Here is a 17,690-nt window from a genome sequence, read left to right on the forward strand (position 1 = left end):
GACACCGAAGAGGAAGCCGCCCGCCGTACCGGGTGGTGGGCCTCGATAGGCTTCTGAGGCAAACTGTCCTGTGACTTTAGGAGCGCTTCGTGGCTTCCATCGAGGGCGTCACCGCCCGCGAGATCCTTGACTCCAGGGGCAACCCGACGGTCGAGGTCGACATCCTGTTGGACGACGGCAGCGAGGGTCGGGCAGCGGTTCCGAGCGGCGCGTCCACCGGCCAGTTCGAGGCCGTGGAGCTGCGTGACGGCGACGAGCGTTACGGCGGCAAGGGCGTCGAGAAGGCGGTTCTCGGCGTGACCGACGAGATCGCCGACGAGATCCTGGGGTTCGACGCGGCCGAGCAGCGCAGCATCGACCAGGTCATGATCGATCTGGACGGCACGCCGAACAAGGCCCGCCTGGGCGCCAACGCCATCCTGGGCGTCTCTCTCGCCGTGGCCAAGGCCGCGGCCGCGAGCGCCGAGCTGCCGCTGTTCCGTTACCTCGGCGGGCCGAACGCCCACGTGCTGCCCGTCCCGATGATGAACATCCTCAACGGTGGCGCGCACGCCGACACCAACGTGGACATCCAGGAGTTCATGATCGCGCCGATCGGCGCCGAGTCGTTCCGTGAGGCCGTGCGGATGGGGACCGAGGTCTACCACGCGCTCAAGGCCGTGCTGAAGGAGAAGGGCTACGCCACGGGCCTGGGCGACGAGGGCGGTTTCGCGCCCAACCTGCCGTCCAACCGTGACGCGCTCGACCTGATCCTGATCGCCATCGAGAAGGCCGGTTACGTGCCGGGCGAGGACGTCGCGCTGGCGCTCGACGTGGCGGCCTCCGAGTTCCACTCCGACGGCGTCTACACCATCGACGGCAAGGGCCTGTCCTCCGCCGAGCTGGTCGCCTTCTACGAGGACCTGGTCGCGAACTACCCGCTGGTCTCCATCGAGGACCCGCTGAACGAGGACGACTGGGAGGGCTGGAACGCCATCACCAGGGCGCTCGGCGACAAGGTCCAGCTCGTCGGCGACGACCTGTTCGTGACCAACCCCGAGCGTCTGGCCCGCGGCATCGCCGAGGGCACCGCGAACGCGCTGCTGGTCAAGGTCAACCAGATCGGCACCCTGACCGAGACCCTCGACGCGGTCGACCTGGCGCACCGCAACGGCTACCGCTGCATGATGAGCCACCGTTCCGGCGAGACCGAGGACACCACGATCGCCGACCTCGCCGTGGCCACCAACTGCGGTCAGATCAAGACCGGCGCCCCGGCCCGCTCCGACCGCGTGGCCAAGTACAACCAGCTGCTCCGCATCGAGGAGCTTCTCGACGACGCCGCCCGCTACGCGGGTCGTGCGGCCTTCCCGCGCTTCCAGCGGTAGTTTCGCACGGTACGGCTCGCGCCCGGCCAAATCGGGCGCGGGCCGCACCGCGGGGCAGGCGAACCGGGACCGCCGGGGATGCGGCCGGGATGCATGGGCATGTCACCCGGATGCCGGGAGCCCCCGCGGACGCGACGGGTCAGGAGCACGGACGGGGAGGCGCGCATGGCGAAACAGCCGCAGCTGACGGGACGGGCCGCGGTCCTCGCGGTCGTGGTGTGCGCGATCGCCATGAGCCTCGCCTACCCGATCAGGGTCTATGTCGCCCAGCGTCGCGACATCGCCCAGCTCGAACAGCAGAAGGCCAGGGAACTCGCCGAGATCAAGAAGGAGGAGGACCGCTACCGTCAGCGCCTCGATCCCGGCTACATCAAGCGGATCGGCAGGGAGCGGCTCTTCTACTGCGATCCCGGGCAGAAGTGTTACGTCGTCATGAGGGAGCGCCCGGCCCAGAGCAAGGGCGCGCCCGCGGAGAAGCAGGCCGCCAGGCCGCCGTGGTACCAGACGCTCTGGGAGTCGGTCGAGGCCGCCGACACCGGCAACGGCGCGAAGGTGGCCGAGCCGGGGAAGGCCGCGAAGGTGGCCGAGACCGGCAGATGACCCCGATAACCTGGATGTCGTCTTTCAGGGGGTGTCACGGATGGTCGACGACCACGATGTGGCGGCGGTCGAGCGGCAGCTCGGCCGGACGCCGAGAGGGCTGCGGGCGGTGGCGCACCGCTGCCCGTGCGGCCTGCCCGACGTGGTGGAGACCGCGCCCAGGCTGCCGGACGGCTCGCCGTTCCCGACGCTGTTCTACCTGACCTGCCCGAAGGCCGCCTCGGCCATCGGCAGGCTGGAGACCTCCGGGATGATGCGGGCCATGCAGGCCAGGCTGGCGGAGGATCCCGACCTGGCGCGGGCCTACCAGGCGGCTCACGACGACTATGTCGCGCGTCGTGACAAGGCCGCGGCGGAGGAGGGGCTTGAGCCGCTGCCCAGAGACATGCAGAGCACAGGGGGCATGCCCTCCAGGGTGAAGTGCCTGCACGCCCTGGTCGGGCACGAGCTCGCGGCGCCGGGAACCAACCCGTTCGGCCGCGAGGCCCTCGACGCGCTCGGCGAGTGGTGGGCGGGCGGGCCGTGCTGCTCGCCGGAGCCCGAGAACGCCGTGGCCGAGGGCGCCGTGCCCGAGAACGCCGTGGTCGAAAACGCCGTGGCCGAGGGCGCCGTGGCTGAGAACGTCGTGGTCGAGGGCGGCGCCTCCGGAGACGGGGTCGCCGGACACGACGGGGAGACGGACCTGGGCAGGCCAGGTTCCGCGGTGAAGCCGAGCACTACCACCCAAGAGGAGAGCACGTGACCCGTGTCGCCGCGATCGACTGTGGCACCAACTCCGTCCGCCTGCTCATCGCGGACGTTCACGCCGACACCCTGACCGACGTCGAACGGCGGATGGAGATCGTCAGGCTGGGCCAGGGCGTCGACAGGACGGGCAGGCTGGCCCCCGAGGCGCTGGAGCGCACGTTCACCGCGATGCGCGGCTACGCCGAGCTGATCGAGCGGCACGGCGCCTCCGCGGTGCGAGTGGTGGCCACCAGCGCGACCAGGGACGCCGCCAACCGCCAGGACTTCGTGGACGGTGTGCGGCGGATCTTCGGGGTCGAGCCCGAGGTGATCACCGGCGCCGAGGAGGCCGAGCTGTCCTTCGCCGGGGCCACCCGCGACCTGGTGCGGCTCTCGCCGGAGACGGGCCTGCCGACCCCTGACGGCACCAGGCCGCCCTACCTCGTGTTCGACATCGGCGGCGGCTCGACCGAGTTCGTGATCGGCTCGACGCACGTCGAGGCGGCGCTGTCGGTGGACATCGGCTGCGTCAGGCTGACCGAGCGGCACCTGCGGGGCTCGGCCGCCCCGCCTTCGCCCGAGGTGGTCGAGGCGATTGTCGCCGACATCGACGACGCGCTCGACCGGGTCTCGGAGAAGGTGCCCGTGGAGCGTGCGCTGACGTTGGTCGGACTCGCGGGATCTGTCACAACCGTCGCGGGAATAGCGCTTGAGCTGCCCGAATATGACCCGGTGAAAATCCACCACTCGCGAATTCCGGCAAATCGGGCGCATGACATTTCTCGCCGTCTTCTGGAGATGACTCACGACGAGCGCGCCGCGATCGGAGTGATGCATCCGGGAAGGGTCGACGTCATCGGCGCGGGGGCTCTCATTCTGGACCGGATCCTGCGCCGGTACGGTTTCACCGAGGTGATCGTCAGTGAACACGACATTTTGGATGGAATCGCCTGGTCGGCATCTAAACTTTAATGAGATCTGGACATTTGTCTTGTTGATGGGGTATTGAGAGATCGTTCCGTTCATGGTTAGGTGAAGGGGCTTTAGCGAGGCTTTGCCGTGGGGCCCGGCACAGCTGGTGTCGGGGCGGCAACCGTCTCCGGAGCGCATTCGCTTCCTAACGAAACGGAGCATCCCCTCATGAAGTCCGGACTAGCACGCAGGCTAGCCGCGGTGGGAGCCGGCACGGCCATGCTGGCGACGATGGCGATCGGCCTCGCGGCCTCGCCGGCAGCGGCGGCGGCGAGCGGATCCACCCAGACGGCCGCCTCGGCCGTCGCCAAGCCGAAGCCCGCGGTTTCGGTCGGCACCCCCAAGGCGTCCCCCGCCAACTACGAGGGCCGCTGTCCCGCCAAGGTGACCTTCTCCTCGACCGTCAAGGTGAAGACGGTCGCGAGCAGGACCACCGTCGCCTACCGCTGGCTGCGCGGCGACGGCTCCAAGAGCAAGGTCAAGACCCTTGTCCTGCGCGGCAAGGGCGCCAAGAGCGTCACCGTCAAGGAGTCGTCCACCTTCAAGGGCGACGTGAAGGGCTGGCAGGCCCTTCAGGTCCTGGCGCCGCGCGCCGCGACCTCCGGCAAGGGTCGCTTCAGCGTCTCCTGTGGCGGCGGCCAGGACGAGGGTGACGGCAAGCAGGTCATCCAGGTCGGCGTCGGCGCTCGGGCCTGGGTCGACGAGGGCAACTGCGAGGCTGCCCTGATCGGCAAGATCACCGCCTCCAGCCCGACCTGGGTGCACTACCGCTGGGTGGTCAACGGCGACGTCGTCGACCGTGACTCCGTCCGCGTCGAGAGCTCCCGCAAGGTCGTCCACGTGATCAGGCCGCGTCACAACCTGAGCGGCTGGGCGGTCCTGGAGATCGTGGACCCGGTCCAGAACTCCTCGAACCGCGTCGGTTTCAGGATCCGGTGCAAGGACGAGACGCCGAAGGTCACCGCGTCCGTCAGCGCTCCGGACTCCTACACCGGCACCTGCCCGGTCACCCGTAACTTCACCGGCACGATCGCCGTGTCCCACGGCCACGGCACCGTCAAGTACCGCTGGATCCGTGACGGCGTCGCCGGTGGCTGGCAGGACGTCTCCTTCGACGGCCGTGGCTACCAGAGCCGCACCGTGACCGACTCCTGGACCGCCTCGGCGTCCGGGACCAGCAAGCGCGCGATCGAGCTCTACAACGGTTCCACCACCGGCACCGTCGAGGGCAAGGTCACCTGCCAGTCCGTTCCCACGATCAAGACCTGGATCGTGGGCGGCAGCGTCTCGGCCAAGCAGACCGCCGTCAACTGCCCGACGTCCACCGTCGCCGGCAGCGGCAACATCTCCGCCACCGGCCCGGTCAAGGTCAAGTACGCCTGGACCGTCAACAACGTCGTCGTCGACTCCGGTGAGCTCGACTTCGCCGGGGCCGGCACCAAGACCGTCTCCTTCACCAAGGAGTCGAACGGCACCAGCGGCGGCACCGCCAAGCTGACGATCGGCGGCGGCGCCTTCGAGTCGGCGTCCTACAGCGCCTCCTGCCCCGCCTAGTACGGCCAGGAGGACCGGGGTCCGCGTCTGACGCGGGTTCCACCGGAACCACATCGGCGGCGTCCGCTTCCAGCGGGCGCCGCCTTTTCGTACCCCTTGTTTCCAGCAGGTTTCCGCGCCGCCGGGTTTCGCGCCGACCGGTCCGTGACGAGTCAGCCGGTTCGTGACGAGTCAGCCGGTTCGTGACGAGTCAGCCGGTCCGTGGCGAGCGGGCCGGTCCACGGCAAGGGAGGTCGGCGGCTCCCGGGTTCGCGGTGCGGGCCCCGGCGCCTCCGGGGGTTCGCGACATGGGATCTTCGTATTGTCACTACTGTGTAATGCGTACTACTCTGCGATGCGTGGACGGTAGTCAACTGCTCAAGGGCGTGCTCGACCTCGCCGTGCTGGCCGTGCTCGCCGAACGCGACAGCTACGGCTACGACGTCGTGCGCAGGCTGCGCGAGGCCGGTCTCACCGAGGTGGGCGACGCCTCGGTCTACGGAACGCTGCGCCGCCTGTTCAGGGCGGGAGCCCTCACCTCGTACGTGGTCGCCTCGGACGAGGGCCCCCATCGCAAGTACTACGGGCTCAACGACACCGGCAGGGCCCAGCTCGCCTCCTCGGCCAGGACCTGGGCCGCCTTCTCCGCCACCATGGACGATCTCCTCAAGGAGGGTCGCGCGTGATCACCCCCGACCGCTACGCGCAAGCCGTACGAGACGCTCTGGCCGACCTGCCCGCGCGGGACAGGGAGGAGCTCCTGGAGGACCTGGACGACCATCTCGCGGAGGTGGCGGCCGAGTCGGACGCGCCGCTGGAGGAACGGCTGGGGCCGCCGGAGGCGTACGCGGCCGAGCTGCGGGCCGCCTACGGGGACAGGACGGTCGCCATGGGCAAGAAGGGGCGGAGCCTGCGGACGCGCCTGGCGGCGTCACGCGACGTGCTGTCGCGGCTGCCCGTCTACCGCCACGCGGAGGAGTTCGCGCCCGAGCTGCGGCCCGCCTGGTGGGTCCTGCGCGGCTACGTGCTCGCGTTGCTGCTGTCGGCCCTGAGCGGGACCCGGCACATCCTGCCGGGGAGCCCCGCCGAGTGGGTCGTCGTGGCGGCGTTCGTGGTCGTCTCCGTCTGGCTGGGCCGTACGGCTCGCGAGGGCAGACCCCCTCGCGCGGTGAGGGCCGGGATCGCGGCGATCAACGCGCTGGTCGCGATCGTCGCCATGGTGGTCGTGTTCACGGCGGGAGACTGGAACCCCCGCCGGGACGACCTGTTCTACGAGAGCGCGCGCGACGCCCCGGTGACGCAGAGGGTTGAGATGGTCCCCTCGGGATCACTGGGCGGGGACGTCCACAACATCTTCCCCTACTCCAAGGACGGCAGGCTGCTGGAGGGCGTGCGTCTCTACGACCAGGAGGGAAGGCCGATCACCCTCGACCTCGAGGCGTCCGACTACCGGATCAAGCCGGTCTGCTTCGGTGAGCCTCCCAGGACGAACGAGTTCCCGCTGCCGCTGGTCAGCGTGTACTCCCTCGACGGAGACGAGTGCCTGCCGTCCGGCCTGAACGTCCCCGACGGCGTTGCGCCCACCGCGCCTCCGGCTGTCCCTCCGGTCGAGCCGCCGGCACAGCAGCCATCACCTGGCACGTCCCCGTCCGTGTCCCCGTCCGGGTCCCCCTCCGCTTCCGGATCGCCTTCTCCGTCTTCCTCCGCGTCCGCCTCCCCGTCCCCGTCCCCGTCCAGGACCAGGTGAGGTGATGGCACGATCGGGGGCATGACCTTCGTTCCTCCTGGATCCGGCTGGCCTGGCGATCCGGCCAGGCCCGACACCCCCGTCGCCCATGACCCCGCCGAGGTCGAAGAGCTCGCGGAGACGAGCGGCACGCTCGGCGAGCTCACGGCCAGGCAGTCCGTCTGCCGGGCCTGCCCGAGGCTGGTCGAGTGGCGCGAGGAGGTGGCGACGGTCAAGCGGAGGGCGTTCGCCGGGGAGACCTACTGGGGACGGCCCATCGCGGGATGGGGGGAGGACAGGCCCGAGGTCCTCATCGTCGGGCTGGCCCCGGCCGCGCACGGCGGCAACCGCACGGGGCGGATCTTCACCGGTGACCGCAGCGGGGACTGGCTGTTCGCCTCTCTCCACCGCACCGGCCTGGCCGTGCAGGAGACCAGCGTCCACGCGGGGGACGGACAGCGCCTCGTCGGCGCCCGGATGCTGGCGGCCGTACGGTGTGCCCCGCCCGCGAACAAGCCCGAGCCGTCCGAACGGACCAACTGCCTGCCGTGGCTGGCCAGGGAGGTGGAGCTGGTCGCCGACAGCGTGCGCGTGATCGTCGCGCTGGGCGGCTTCGCCTGGCAGGCGGTCTGGCCCGCGCTGCGGCAGGCCGGGTACGCCCTGCCGCGCCCGAGGCCGCCCTTCGGACACGGAGCCGAGGTCGAGATCTCCCGCGGCGGAACTCCGGCGCATCTTCTCGGGTGCTACCACCCGAGCCAGCAGAACACCTTCACCGGGCGGGTCACCGCCGAGATGCTCGACACCCTCTTCACCAGGGCGAACGCGCTGCGGCGCTTGTGAACTCGATCACAAAGAGAATATCGACAGAACTTCGCTCGGGAAGATGGGTGAGATCTACCGATTCCAGGAAGTATGACGCAAATTACATGGGGGGTGCCTGGTGCTGTCTTTTTGGGGCACGTATGCTTGTGAAAGCTTTCACAAGGCCTCGGACCTAAGGATGGCGTCGAAGTGAACCCCAACTCCAAGCACATCGTGGTCGTCGGCGGGGGCTACGTCGGGCTCTACACCGTGCTGCGTCTGCAGCACACCCTCCGCAAGGAACTGCGTGACGGCAGTGTCAAGATCACCGTTCTCACTCCCGAATCCCACATGACCTACCAGCCGTTCCTTCCCGAGGCGGCGGCGGGAAACCTCTCGCCCCGGCACGTGGTCGTCCCGCTCCGCAGGGTGCTGTCGAAGGCGACGATCCTCAACGGCAAGGTCTCCAAGGTCAACCACGCCGCCAAGTCCGTCGCCTTCGAGCCGAACGTCGGCACTCCGCACGACATCGACTACGACATCCTGGTCATGGCCGCGGGCTCGGTCTCCCGCACGCTGCCCATCCCCGGCCTCGCCGACGCGGCGATCGGCTTCAAGACGGTCGGCGAGGCGATCGCGCTGCGCAACCGGGTGCTTGAGCTCCTCGACCGGGCCGAGACCGACGACGACGAGGCCCTGCGCAACAGGGCGCTGACCTTCGTCGTGGTCGGCGGCGGCTTCGCGGGCGTCGAGGCGCTCGCCGAGCTGGAGGACATGGCCGTCGACGCGGCCCGTTACTACCGCAACATCTCCCGCAAGGACATGCGGTGGGTCCTCGTCGAGGCGACCGACCGGATCCTGCCCGAGGTCGGCCCCGAGATGGGCAAGTGGACCGCCGAGCAGCTCCGTGAGCGCGGCATCGAGGTCAAGATGAACACCCGCCTCGAGTCCTGCGAGGGCGGCCTGGTGAAGCTCTCCGACGGCCAGGAGTTCGAGTCGGCCACCATCGTCTGGACCGCCGGGGTCAAGCCCAGCCCGGTCGTCAACGCCGGCGACCTGCCGCTGGACGAGCGCGGCCGGATCAAGACGACCACCCGTCTGACCGTGGCCGGGGTCGAGGACGCCTTCTCCGCGGGAGACGTCGCCGGGGTGCCCGACGTCACCAATCCGGGCCAGTACTGTGCACCGAACGCCCAGCACGCCGTCCGGCAGGCCAAGGTGCTCGCCGACAACATCACCCGCCAGCTCCACGGCAGGCCGCTGGTCGACTACCGGCACAAGTACGTCGGGTCGGTCGCGGGCCTCGGTCTCCACAAGGGCGTCGCCAACGTCTACGGCGTCAAGCTCCGCGGCCTGCCCGCGTGGTTCATGCACCGTACCTACCACCTGTCGCGGGTGCCCACCGTCAACCGCAAGGTCCGCGTGATGATGGACTGGACCCTCGCGCTGTTCTTCAAGCGTGAGACCGTCTCGCTCGGCGAGATCGAGGCGCCGCGCAAGGAGTTCCACAAGGCGGCCACGACCTGAGGTTCGCGTTCCCCTGAAATCGCCCAGAGAGGCCCCGGATCCCCGGGGCCTCTTCGCGTTTCGAAAAGCCGGCGGGAAAACACCGGCCTCCCCTCCCGGGCCGCGGGTCGCTATGAGATCGTTCTGGGTGACGAGCAGTGCGTAAGACGCCCGATTCCGTACGGCAGAGCCGTCTCGAAGATCGAAACGTCGCCGCACGGTTTGTGTGACGCCTGATACGAAGTTGTGCTCCTCGGATGAGTGGTCAGTTACGTATGATTGCGGCGTCCCCGTAGCCCAATGGCAGAGGCAAACCCCTTAAAAGGGTTCGAGTGAGGGTTCGAGTCCCTCCGGGGGCACTCATAGTGATCTGCGCATTTCGGCCCGTGACCAGCGAAAAGGTGGCGCGGGCCGTTCTGTGCCGACGGGTTGTCCGCAACTGTCGCCGAACGGCGGCGGGCGGTCTCGCTAAATGGGTTTTCGCATGACCGATGCCACTCGCGAACCGTTCATCTTCGTCACCTCGTGATTCACGGGCCCGTTCCCCTGCTATTGGGATTTCTCAGGACCTAGGTATAGAATAGTAACCATGGGTGATGAGGGAAACCTGGACGAGGTGCTGCGGGCCAACGGGGTCGCCCGGCAGGTCATCGGGCACATCGGAGACAAGTGGTCCCTTCTGGTGATCGCCGCGCTCGGAGACGAGGCGCAGCGGTTCTCCAGGCTCAAGGCGCGGGTGGAGGGGATCAACCAGCGCATGCTGACCCAGACCCTGCGCGCTCTCGAGCGTGACGGCATCGTCGAGCGCAACGTCTATCCGACCTCGCCGCCCAGGGTTGAATACGTGCTCACCGGGATCGGGCGGGAGTTGCTCGTCACGGTGACCGGCATCTGCGAGTGGGCTCGGCGCAACCTCGCCGAAGTCGAGACGTCCCAGCGCCTTTTCGACCAGCGGGTCGTGGTGCCGCTGTGAAGGCAGGGAACCGGGGGCGGCGGCCGTTCGTTGGAACCTTCGGCGGTAGCCGTACGGCCGCTTGAAGCGCAAACGGATATCAACACGACACGGCCGTGTGACAACCGATCTAATACGCTGATCGCGTAGGTCGCAGCGTGGAGGCAGCGATGGAAAGTAAGAACCCCGTATTCAGCCGACAGTCCCGAGGTCAACAGCAGGCCTGGGGAACACCGACCCCTGAGCAGCTCCAGGGAATGTACGACACACCGTCCTATGCGCCTCCCGCGCAGCGGACGATGACCATTGACGACGTGGTCGTGCGTGGTTTCATCACCTTGGGCACGTTGGTCGTCTCCGCGGCCCTGGCCTGGGCGCTCAACCTGGGGTCGGGCGCGCTGATCGTCGGCGCGCTGGCCGGCCTGGTGCTCGCGTTGGTCATCTCGTTCAAGCAGAGCACGAACCCGGCGCTGATCCTCGGCTACTCGGTCGCCTACGGCGTGGCCATCGGTGTGATCAGCCACCTGTACAACAACCTGTACAACGGCATCGTCTTCCAGGCGGTGGTCGGCACGGCGCTCGCCTTCGCCGCGACGCTGACGGTCTACGCGCTGCGTATCGTCCGCGTCACGCCGAAGTTCACCAGGTTCGTCGTCGCGGCGGGCATCGGTCTGATGGGTCTCATGCTCGTCAACTGGGTGGCGACCTTCTTCATCGCCGACGGCATCGGCATCCGCTCCGGCGGTCTGCTGGCGTACGTCTTCAGCGTCGCGGCGATCCTGGTCGGCTGCTTCTTCCTGCTCCTCGACTTCGACTCGGTCGAGCAGGGCGTGCGGGCCGGAGCCCCGGCGAAGTACTCCTGGCTGATGGCCTTCGGCCTGACGGTCACCCTGGTCTGGATCTACCTCGAGATCCTGCGCTTCCTGAGCTACTTCTCGAGCAGCGACTAGGTTCGCCTCGCCGACGGCCCTCGGGGTCGCCGGTGAGGCGGCGGCCGGAAGAGGCCGCAGGCAGTGCGCGAAACCCCCGCCGGGCGTCTCCGGCGGGGGTTTTTCTCTTTCGGTCGTCGCCGACCGCACCACGCTCTGCTACCGCTGACCGCGCCACGCCCTGCCGCCGTCGGCCGCGCGACGGTTCTCCGCCACTCGCCGTACGCCCTCCGCCACCGGCCGTACGGCTCCGCGGCAGGCCGTACGACAGGGCGTTCGGCGGGCGTGAGCAGGGCGAGGACGGGTGTGGGACGGGCCGCCATGCGTCTCAAAAATGAACGGAAAGTGACGGTCGGGCGACGAAGAATGATGGATGACCAGGTCGCGGGGGCTTGCTATCTGGGAGTTCGTAAGGCACTGTCAAGCAAAGGAGCCCTATCCGTGGAGGTGCCCATGTCGTTGAACCACTCACTGGAGACGCAGAGCAAGCTGATCGCAAGGGTCCCGGACATCACCGGACGCGCACTCCCAGAGTGGTTCCAAGCCATCGACAACGGCCCGTCTTTCCTACGCTGTGAAGAGCGAGCCAACTGGCTCGCCGACGAGCACGGGCTGTCCCACGGCTACGCCGCCGCCATCGTGCGAGAGCACGAGCGTTACCGCCGCAGCCGCCACCTGTAAGTCATCCGTCTTCGCAAGCCCGCACCTCCCGCCGGTGGTGCGGGCTTTCACGTGTGCGGCCATGATGGGATCATGGATCTCGACAAGGCACGTGACTTCATCCGCGACAACCACCGCGCGGTCCTGCTCACCCGGCACGCCGACGGACGGCCGCAGATGTCCCCGGTGACGGTGGGACTGGACGCCGAGGGGCGCGCGATCATCAGCAGCAGGGAGACCGCCGCGAAGGTCAGGAACCTCCGCAGGGATCCCAGGGCGACGCTCTGCGTGACGACGGACGCCTTCTTCGGTCCCTGGATCCAGATCGAGGGCGACACGGAGGTCGTCTCGCTGCCGGAGGCGATGGAGGGGCTGGTGAGCTACTACCGTGACATCTCCGGAGAGCACCCCGACTGGGACGACTACCGGGCGGCGATGGAGCGGGACCGGCGGGTGATCCTGAGGATCGACATCACCCGCGCCGGCCCCGACGTCCACGGCTGAACAGGCCCTAGCTGAGACGCTCCAGGACCATGGCCATGCCCTGGCCGCCGCCCACGCACATGGTCTCCAGGCCGATCGTCCTGTCGTGGAAGCGGAGGCTGTTGATCAGCGTGGACGTGATCCTGGCGCCGGTCATGCCGAACGGGTGGCCGATCGCGATGGCGCCGCCGTTGACGTTGAGGCGGTCGAGATCGACGCCGAGGTCACGGTAGGAGGGGATGACCTGGGCGGCGAAGGCCTCGTTGATCTCGACGAGGTCCACGTCGCCGACGGACATGCCCGCCCGGGCCAGGGCCTGCCTGGAGGCCTCGACCGGCCCCAGGCCCATGATCTCGGGAGACAGGCCGGTCACGCCGGTGGAGACGACCCGGGCCAGCGGGGTGATGCCCAGCTCGGCGGCCCTGGTGTCGCTCATCACGATCACCGCGGCGGCGCCGTCGTTCAACGGGCAGCAGTTGCCCGCCGTGATCGTCCCGTCGGGGCGGAAGACCGGCTTGAGCTGGGAGACCGCCTCGTAGGTCGTTCCCGCGCGAGGGCCGTCGTCCTTGCTGACCACGGTCCCGTCGGGCAGGGTCACCGGGGTGATGTCCTTCTCCCAGAAGCCGTTGGCGATCGCCTTCTCCGCCAGGTTCTGGGACCGGACGCCGAACTCGTCCTGTTCCTGGCGGGAGACGCCCTTCAACCCCGCGACGTTCTCCGCGGTCTGCCCCATGGCGATGTAGACGTCGGGCAGCACGCCGTCCTCACGCGGGTCGTGCCAGACCCCGCCGCCGCCCTCGGCGGCCCTGGCCGTACGGCCCTTGGCCTCCTCGAACAGCTCGTTCTTCGTGTCGGGGAGCGAGTCGGAGTTGCCCTTCGCGAACCGCGAGACGCACTCGACGCCCGCCGAGACGAAGACGTCGCCCTCTCCCGCCCTGATGGCGTGCAGGGCCATCCGGGTGGTCTGCAGGGAGGAGGAGCAGTAGCGGGTGACGGTGGCACCGGGCACGCCGTCCAGCCCGAGCAGCGTGGCGACCACGCGGCCCATGTTGTACCCCTGCTCGCCGCCGGGAAGACCGCAGCCCAGCATCAGGTCGTCGACGGTCGCCGGGTCGAGCTCGGGCACCTTGGCCAGGGCCGCCCTGACGATCTGGGCGGTCAGGTCGTCGGGCCGGATGTCCTTGAGCGCCCCCTTGTAGGCGCGTCCGATGGGTGAGCGCGCGGTCGCGACGATGACTGCCTCGGGCATGTGGCTCTCCTGGGTTGGTGGGGCGCTCCTCCTGCGGAGGCTATCCCTCGGCGGAAAGGCGCACTCGACCGGGGCACCTCAGAACAGAACTTTGTACGGGAGAGGTGTGGGGCCCTGTGGGAACTCCCGCTCAGAAGGACTCTTCGCCCCTGAGACGTCCGCTCGACGCCCGCCCTGCGAAAAGTGCCCGGTCTTCGGGAGGGCCCTGGATCTCCCCGAGGCCTTGGAACGGGGACCGCGCGGGCCGGGCGGCGGCCGGACCCGTACGTGCCGGGAGGTCGGCCGTACGGGTCCGGAGGTCAGCCGTACATGCCGGGAGAGGTCCCGGCGCCGTCCCTGATCCCGTGCAGCCCGCCCGCCTCGTCGCGCCACAACCGCCAGCCGTCCTGGCTGCCGGTGAACCAGGCGGGGGGCGCTTTGGCGCCCGCCGTCTTCCTGCCGCTGGCCAGGTCGAACTCGCACAGCGAGGCCACCGAGTAGAACCCCGGGATCTGGCTTCTGAGCGCGAGCGGCTTGGGGTCGGTGACGCAGAAGGACCAGCCGCGCTGATCCTTGATCTCGGTGCTTCGCCCGGTGGCCAGGTCGAAGGCGTTGCCCGGCTTGTCGTGTTTGAGAAAGCCGAGTTTCTCCATCTGGGGGGGGAAGGCCAGCCACCAGCCGGAGCCGGGGACCTGGGCCGCGGGGATCTGGCCGAGGACGCGCCCGCTCTGCGCGTCGAGCCGGGCGAAGCCGCCGTACTGGCCCTGCTGGTCGACGGGGCGCACCACCGGGGCGAGACCGGGGCTGCCGCTGGGATAGACGCGCACCACCGAGGGCCGGATCCAGTTGACCGCGCCGTCGGAGAGCCTGACGGAGAACAGGCCGAAGGCGGAGACCTTCTTCGTCGCGGGGTTGGTGTAGGGGGCGAGGTAGCCGACGAGGTTGTCGGCCGTCGCGCCGAACGACCAGCCTCCTGACAGGTCGACCCCGGGGCCGAGCGCCTGCTCGACGGGGAGCTGCCAGACGCGCCTGCCGGACTTCAGGTCGTAGGCCTCGAGGACGGGGTGCCTGGCCATGCGCAGGAGCACGGCGCGGGAGGAGTCGGACCACTCGACCTCCGCGATTCCGGGGAGCTTCCACAGCAGCCTGCCGCTCTGCGGGTCCAGCACGACGAGCCTGGCCTTGGCGAGCGCCGTGTGCTCGGGGACGCACACGAACGTCCCGCATCTCTGGGGGCCGAAGGTCGAGTGCAGTGGGCGGGTCCACTTCTGGGCCCCGGTTCTCGCGTCGCGGCCGACGAGCGTGGCGTTCCCCTTGCCCTCGCGGGCGGGGTCGACGGCGACGGCCACGGCCTGTCCCGTGCCGGTCGCGACGATCGCCGGAGCCGACACGCCCATTCCCGGCAGGCGCCCCGCCATGGTCGCGGGGTGAGCCCACAGCTTCCTGCCCGTGACCAGGTCGACGGCCACCGTCTCCAGCGTGCCGTCCGGCCGCATGGAGGTCGTCGTGGCGACACCTGCGGCGGAGGTGGTGCGGCTTACCGCGTTCACCTCGCCGTTGTGCCAGGTGGGATGGGCCGGGGTGGCCGCTTCACTGCCGGAGCAGCCAGCCAGAGCGAGGACTCCGGCGAGGACCGCAGCCGCTTTCGCGTGAGGCCGGATCACGGGCATTGCACTCCAATGGGGGCGAGGCGTCACGGCCCCGACGCGGAGGGTAACCGTGTTCAGGCGTCGTGAGGCAGCACCCCAGGCCTCCGACGGAGCAGTGTCGCCCACCGTCCGTGGGGTCCGGTTGCTCGGCCGGCGACGCGGGTTGCGGAGACTTCGGCGCCGGGTTCCTCCGCGGCCTTGGCCGCCGCGAGGTAGATCGACTCACTGCGCTCGGAAGGCGGCTCTGGCCACAGTCCAAGTGCGGTGCATACAGAAGGTAGCACCGCATAAGCAACCTGTAGATAACCTTGGACAGATGGATGGAAACGATCCGGTCCGAACATTTCGCCCGGGTTTGCATCGAATTCAGCGCCCAGCAGATCGGCGAAGGCGACGGTACGGCCGCCCGCCTCGACCACGGCCACCGTCTGCGCCGCGGCGAGCTGGCGGCTCCAACGCCTGGTCACCCAGCGCAGCGGCTGCGCGATCGGCCTGACGGTCCCCAGATCGGGACAGGTGCCGACGACCACCTCGGCCCCGGCCTCCCGCAGCCGCCGCACCGTCTTCTGCAGATGCCGTACGGCGTGCGTCGGCATCGTCTGCGTGGTGACGTCGTTCGCCCCCACGAAGACGATCGCGATCTCGGGATCGGCCTCGAGCGCCCGGTCCGCCTGCTCTCCGAGCTCGGCGGAGACGGCCCCCGACCTGCCGACCACGGTCAGGCGCACGGGACGCTCCGCGATGACGGCCAGCCCCTTGGCGATCAACACTCCCGGCGTCTGGGCCGCCTCGGAGGTGCCCAGTCCCACCGAGGTCGAGTCGCCCAGCATGACCAGCCGGACCGGCTCGCCGTCGAAGTCGCCGTAGACCCCGTCGGACGGCGGCCCCTCCATGCCGTGCGGGCGGCCCACGATGCGACGCGCCAGCAGGGCCTCACCGAGCAGCAGTCCGTATGTGACCGCGCCGAGGGCGGTCAGCCCTCCTCCCCCCAGGGCTGCGGCGGTCGCGATGCGCCGGGCGGCCCGCGCCGCCCCCGGTGTCCAGCTCACGGCGTTGCCCCTTCGGTACAGCGCGACGGGTAGCGTTGCCTTGAAAACCAGCCGAGTCCCACCCAACCCCTGAGGGCCGCGGCGTTCAACACAACAAGCCGACAAGGCTTCGGTATTTTGAGGTGATCGTCGCGATGCGCGTGCATGACTCGCTGGTCGAGCTGATGGGAAACACCCCGCTTGTACGGCTGAACAAGGTGACCGCCGGAGTGCCCGCCCAGGTGCTCGCCAAGGTGGAGTACTTCAACCCGGGCGGCTCGGTGAAGGACCGGATCGCGGTGCGCATGATCGACGCGGCGGAGCAGTCGGGGGCGCTGGTCCCCGGCGGTGTGATCGTGGAGCCCACGTCGGGCAACACCGGCGTCGGACTGGCCATCGTGGCGCAGCAGCGCGGCTACCGGTGCCTGTTCGTCGTGCCGGACAAGGTGGCGCAGGACAAGATCGCGGTGCTGCGCGCCTACGGGGCCGAAGTCGTGGTCTGCCCGACGGCGGTCTCCCCCGACCACCCGAACTCCTACTACTCCGTCTCCGACCGGCTGGCCAGGGAGACGCCGAACGCCTGGAAGCCCGACCAGTACTCCAATCCCAACAACCCCGACAGCCACTACCACTCGACGGGCCCGGAGATCTGGGAGCAGACCGAGGGCCGGATCACCCACTTCGTGGCGGGCGTCGGCACGGGCGGCACGATCAGCGGCGCGGGCCGCTACCTGAAGGAGATCTCCGACGGCAGGGTGAAGGTCATCGGGGCCGACCCGGAGGGCTCGGTCTACTCCGGCGGCACCGGCAGGCCGTACCTCGTCGAAGGCGTCGGAGAGGACATCTGGCCCGCCACCTACGACACCACGGTCTGCGACGAGATCATCGCGGTCTCCGACAAGGACTCCTTCGGCATGACCCGCCGCCTGGCCCGTGAGGAGGCGCTCCTGGTCGGCGGCTCCTGCGGCATGGCGACGGTGGCGGCGCTGCGGGTGGCCAGGCAGGCGGGCCCCGAGGACGTGGTCGTGGTGCTGCTGCCCGACGGCGGCAGGGGCTACCTGTCGAAGATCTTCAACGATGAGTGGATGGCCGACTACGGCTTCCTGACCACCTCCTCGGACGAGGGTCTGGTCAGGGACGTGCTTGTCCGGAAGGGCTCCGGGCTGCCCGAGTTCGTGCACACCCACCCCCACGAGTCTGTGGACACCGCCATCTCCATCATGCGTGAATACGGCGTCTCGCAGCTGCCGGTGATGAAAGAGGAACCTCCGGTAATGGCGGCCGAGGTGGTCGGCTCGATCGTGGAACGCGACCTGCTCGAAGCCCTCTACCGCGGCAAGGTACGGCCGACCGACCCGCTGGCCGAGCACATGTCCCAGCCGCTGCCCATGATCGGCGCGGGCGAACCGGTCTCCATCGCGATCGAGGCACTGGAGAAGGCCGACGCCGCGGTCGTCCTGGACGACGGCAAGCCCGTCGGCCTGGTCACCCGTCAGGACCTGCTGGCCTTCCTGGTGAACCACTGAGTTG

16 protein-coding genes, 1 tRNA gene and 1 pseudogene are annotated in these 17,690 nt (G+C 69.2%); 15 read left to right on the forward strand and 3 right to left on the reverse strand.

Annotation, left to right across the window (positions count from 1 at the left end; genetic code table 11):
• The first annotated feature begins 89 nt into the window (after positions 1–89).
• The 14 genes and pseudogenes from eno to PKF00_RS24520 all read left to right on the forward strand — a co-directional run bounded on the left by eno (position 90) and on the right by PKF00_RS24520 (position 12,276).
• The gene (eno, locus tag PKF00_RS24455) at positions 90–1,367 is read left to right on the forward strand and encodes a phosphopyruvate hydratase (protein WP_271219965.1); all 1,278 of its coding nucleotides are present in this window, start codon (positions 90–92) and stop codon (positions 1,365–1,367) included.
• 165 nt (positions 1,368–1,532) lie between these two features.
• A complete protein-coding gene (locus PKF00_RS24460; protein WP_271219966.1) occupies positions 1,533–1,967 on the forward strand; it encodes a septum formation initiator family protein in 435 nt (144 codons plus the stop codon).
• A 40-nt stretch (positions 1,968–2,007) separates the two neighbouring features.
• Positions 2,008–2,517, forward strand: a pseudogene (locus PKF00_RS24465) (DUF501 domain-containing protein); the annotation flags it as partial.
• A gap of 188 nt (positions 2,518–2,705) precedes the next feature.
• Complete coding sequence (locus tag PKF00_RS24470) at positions 2,706–3,665, forward strand: Ppx/GppA phosphatase family protein (protein WP_271219967.1); 960 nt, start codon at positions 2,706–2,708, stop codon at positions 3,663–3,665.
• A 168-nt stretch (positions 3,666–3,833) separates the two neighbouring features.
• Entirely contained in the window at positions 3,834–5,219 is a 1,386-nt protein-coding gene (locus PKF00_RS24475; protein WP_271219968.1) for a hypothetical protein, read from the forward strand.
• 338 nt (positions 5,220–5,557) lie between these two features.
• Positions 5,558–5,884 carry a PadR family transcriptional regulator gene (locus PKF00_RS24480; protein ID WP_271219969.1) on the forward strand — a complete coding sequence of 109 codons (327 nt, stop codon included), beginning with the start codon at positions 5,558–5,560 and terminating at the stop codon, positions 5,882–5,884.
• Positions 5,881–6,945, forward strand: a complete 1,065-nt coding sequence (locus PKF00_RS24485; RefSeq protein ID WP_271219970.1) for an HAAS signaling domain-containing protein — start codon at positions 5,881–5,883, stop codon at positions 6,943–6,945. The genes PKF00_RS24480 and PKF00_RS24485 overlap by 4 nt, the downstream gene beginning before the upstream one ends.
• Before the next feature lie 21 nt (positions 6,946–6,966).
• Entirely contained in the window at positions 6,967–7,764 is a 798-nt protein-coding gene (locus PKF00_RS24490; protein WP_271219971.1) for a uracil-DNA glycosylase, read from the forward strand.
• Between the two features lie 171 nt (positions 7,765–7,935).
• Positions 7,936–9,252: an NAD(P)/FAD-dependent oxidoreductase gene (locus PKF00_RS24495; RefSeq protein ID WP_271219972.1), complete on the forward strand. Its 1,317-nt coding sequence runs from the start codon at positions 7,936–7,938 to the stop codon at positions 9,250–9,252.
• A gap of 265 nt (positions 9,253–9,517) precedes the next feature.
• Positions 9,518–9,590 (forward strand) — tRNA-Leu (locus PKF00_RS24500).
• Positions 9,591–9,820: 230 nt separating this feature from the next.
• Positions 9,821–10,204, forward strand: a complete 384-nt coding sequence (locus PKF00_RS24505) for a winged helix-turn-helix transcriptional regulator (protein WP_271219973.1) — start codon at positions 9,821–9,823, stop codon at positions 10,202–10,204.
• 149 nt (positions 10,205–10,353) lie between these two features.
• Positions 10,354–11,133, forward strand: coding sequence for a Bax inhibitor-1/YccA family protein (locus PKF00_RS24510; protein WP_271219974.1), 780 nt, complete (start codon positions 10,354–10,356; stop codon positions 11,131–11,133).
• 432 nt (positions 11,134–11,565) lie between these two features.
• Complete coding sequence (locus tag PKF00_RS24515) at positions 11,566–11,793, forward strand: DUF4287 domain-containing protein (RefSeq protein WP_271220132.1); 228 nt, start codon at positions 11,566–11,568, stop codon at positions 11,791–11,793.
• A 72-nt stretch (positions 11,794–11,865) separates the two neighbouring features.
• Entirely contained in the window at positions 11,866–12,276 is a 411-nt protein-coding gene (locus PKF00_RS24520; RefSeq protein WP_271219975.1) for a PPOX class F420-dependent oxidoreductase, read from the forward strand.
• 7 nt (positions 12,277–12,283) lie between these two features.
• Here the strand turns inward: PKF00_RS24520 and PKF00_RS24525 are convergent, their stop codons facing one another.
• The 3 genes from PKF00_RS24525 to PKF00_RS24535 form a co-directional block, all read right to left on the reverse strand.
• Positions 12,284–13,504: an acetyl-CoA C-acetyltransferase gene (locus PKF00_RS24525; protein ID WP_271219976.1), complete on the reverse strand. Its 1,221-nt coding sequence runs from the start codon at positions 13,502–13,504 to the stop codon at positions 12,284–12,286.
• 299 nt (positions 13,505–13,803) lie between these two features.
• A complete protein-coding gene (locus PKF00_RS24530) occupies positions 13,804–15,033 on the reverse strand; it encodes a PQQ-binding-like beta-propeller repeat protein (RefSeq protein WP_271219977.1) in 1,230 nt (409 codons plus the stop codon).
• 173 nt (positions 15,034–15,206) lie between these two features.
• Positions 15,207–16,181: an SGNH/GDSL hydrolase family protein gene (locus tag PKF00_RS24535; protein WP_271219978.1), complete on the reverse strand. Its 975-nt coding sequence runs from the start codon at positions 16,179–16,181 to the stop codon at positions 15,207–15,209.
• Between the two features lie 134 nt (positions 16,182–16,315).
• Here PKF00_RS24535 and PKF00_RS24540 point away from each other — a divergent pair, with 134 nt between their 5' ends.
• A complete protein-coding gene (locus PKF00_RS24540; protein ID WP_271219979.1) occupies positions 16,316–17,686 on the forward strand; it encodes a cystathionine beta-synthase in 1,371 nt (456 codons plus the stop codon).
• Positions 17,687–17,690 lie beyond the last annotated feature (4 nt).

The sequence above is a fragment of the Streptosporangium carneum genome (genome assembly GCF_027922005.1).
Classification (GTDB): domain Bacteria; phylum Actinomycetota; class Actinomycetes; order Streptosporangiales; family Streptosporangiaceae; genus Streptosporangium; species Streptosporangium carneum.

Bases quoted from the DNA above. Each gene is read 5' to 3' on its own strand.
- PKF00_RS24460 (WP_271219966.1), top strand. From the start codon at position 1,533: ATGGCGAAACAGCCGCAGCTGACGGGACGGGCCGCGGTCCTCGCGGTC.
- PKF00_RS24475 (WP_271219968.1), top strand. From the start codon at position 3,834: ATGAAGTCCGGACTAGCACGCAGGCTAGCCGCGGTGGGAGCCGGCACG.
- PKF00_RS24490 (WP_271219971.1), top strand. From the start codon at position 6,967: ATGACCTTCGTTCCTCCTGGATCCGGCTGGCCTGGCGATCCGGCCAGG.
- PKF00_RS24505 (WP_271219973.1), top strand. From the start codon at position 9,821: ATGGGTGATGAGGGAAACCTGGACGAGGTGCTGCGGGCCAACGGGGTC.
- PKF00_RS24510 (WP_271219974.1), top strand. From the start codon at position 10,354: ATGGAAAGTAAGAACCCCGTATTCAGCCGACAGTCCCGAGGTCAACAG.
- PKF00_RS24515 (WP_271220132.1), top strand. From the start codon at position 11,566: ATGTCGTTGAACCACTCACTGGAGACGCAGAGCAAGCTGATCGCAAGG.
- PKF00_RS24520 (WP_271219975.1), top strand. From the start codon at position 11,866: ATGGATCTCGACAAGGCACGTGACTTCATCCGCGACAACCACCGCGCG.
- PKF00_RS24525 (WP_271219976.1), bottom strand. From the start codon at position 13,504: ATGCCCGAGGCAGTCATCGTCGCGACCGCGCGCTCACCCATCGGACGC.
- PKF00_RS24540 (WP_271219979.1), top strand. From the start codon at position 16,316: ATGCGCGTGCATGACTCGCTGGTCGAGCTGATGGGAAACACCCCGCTT.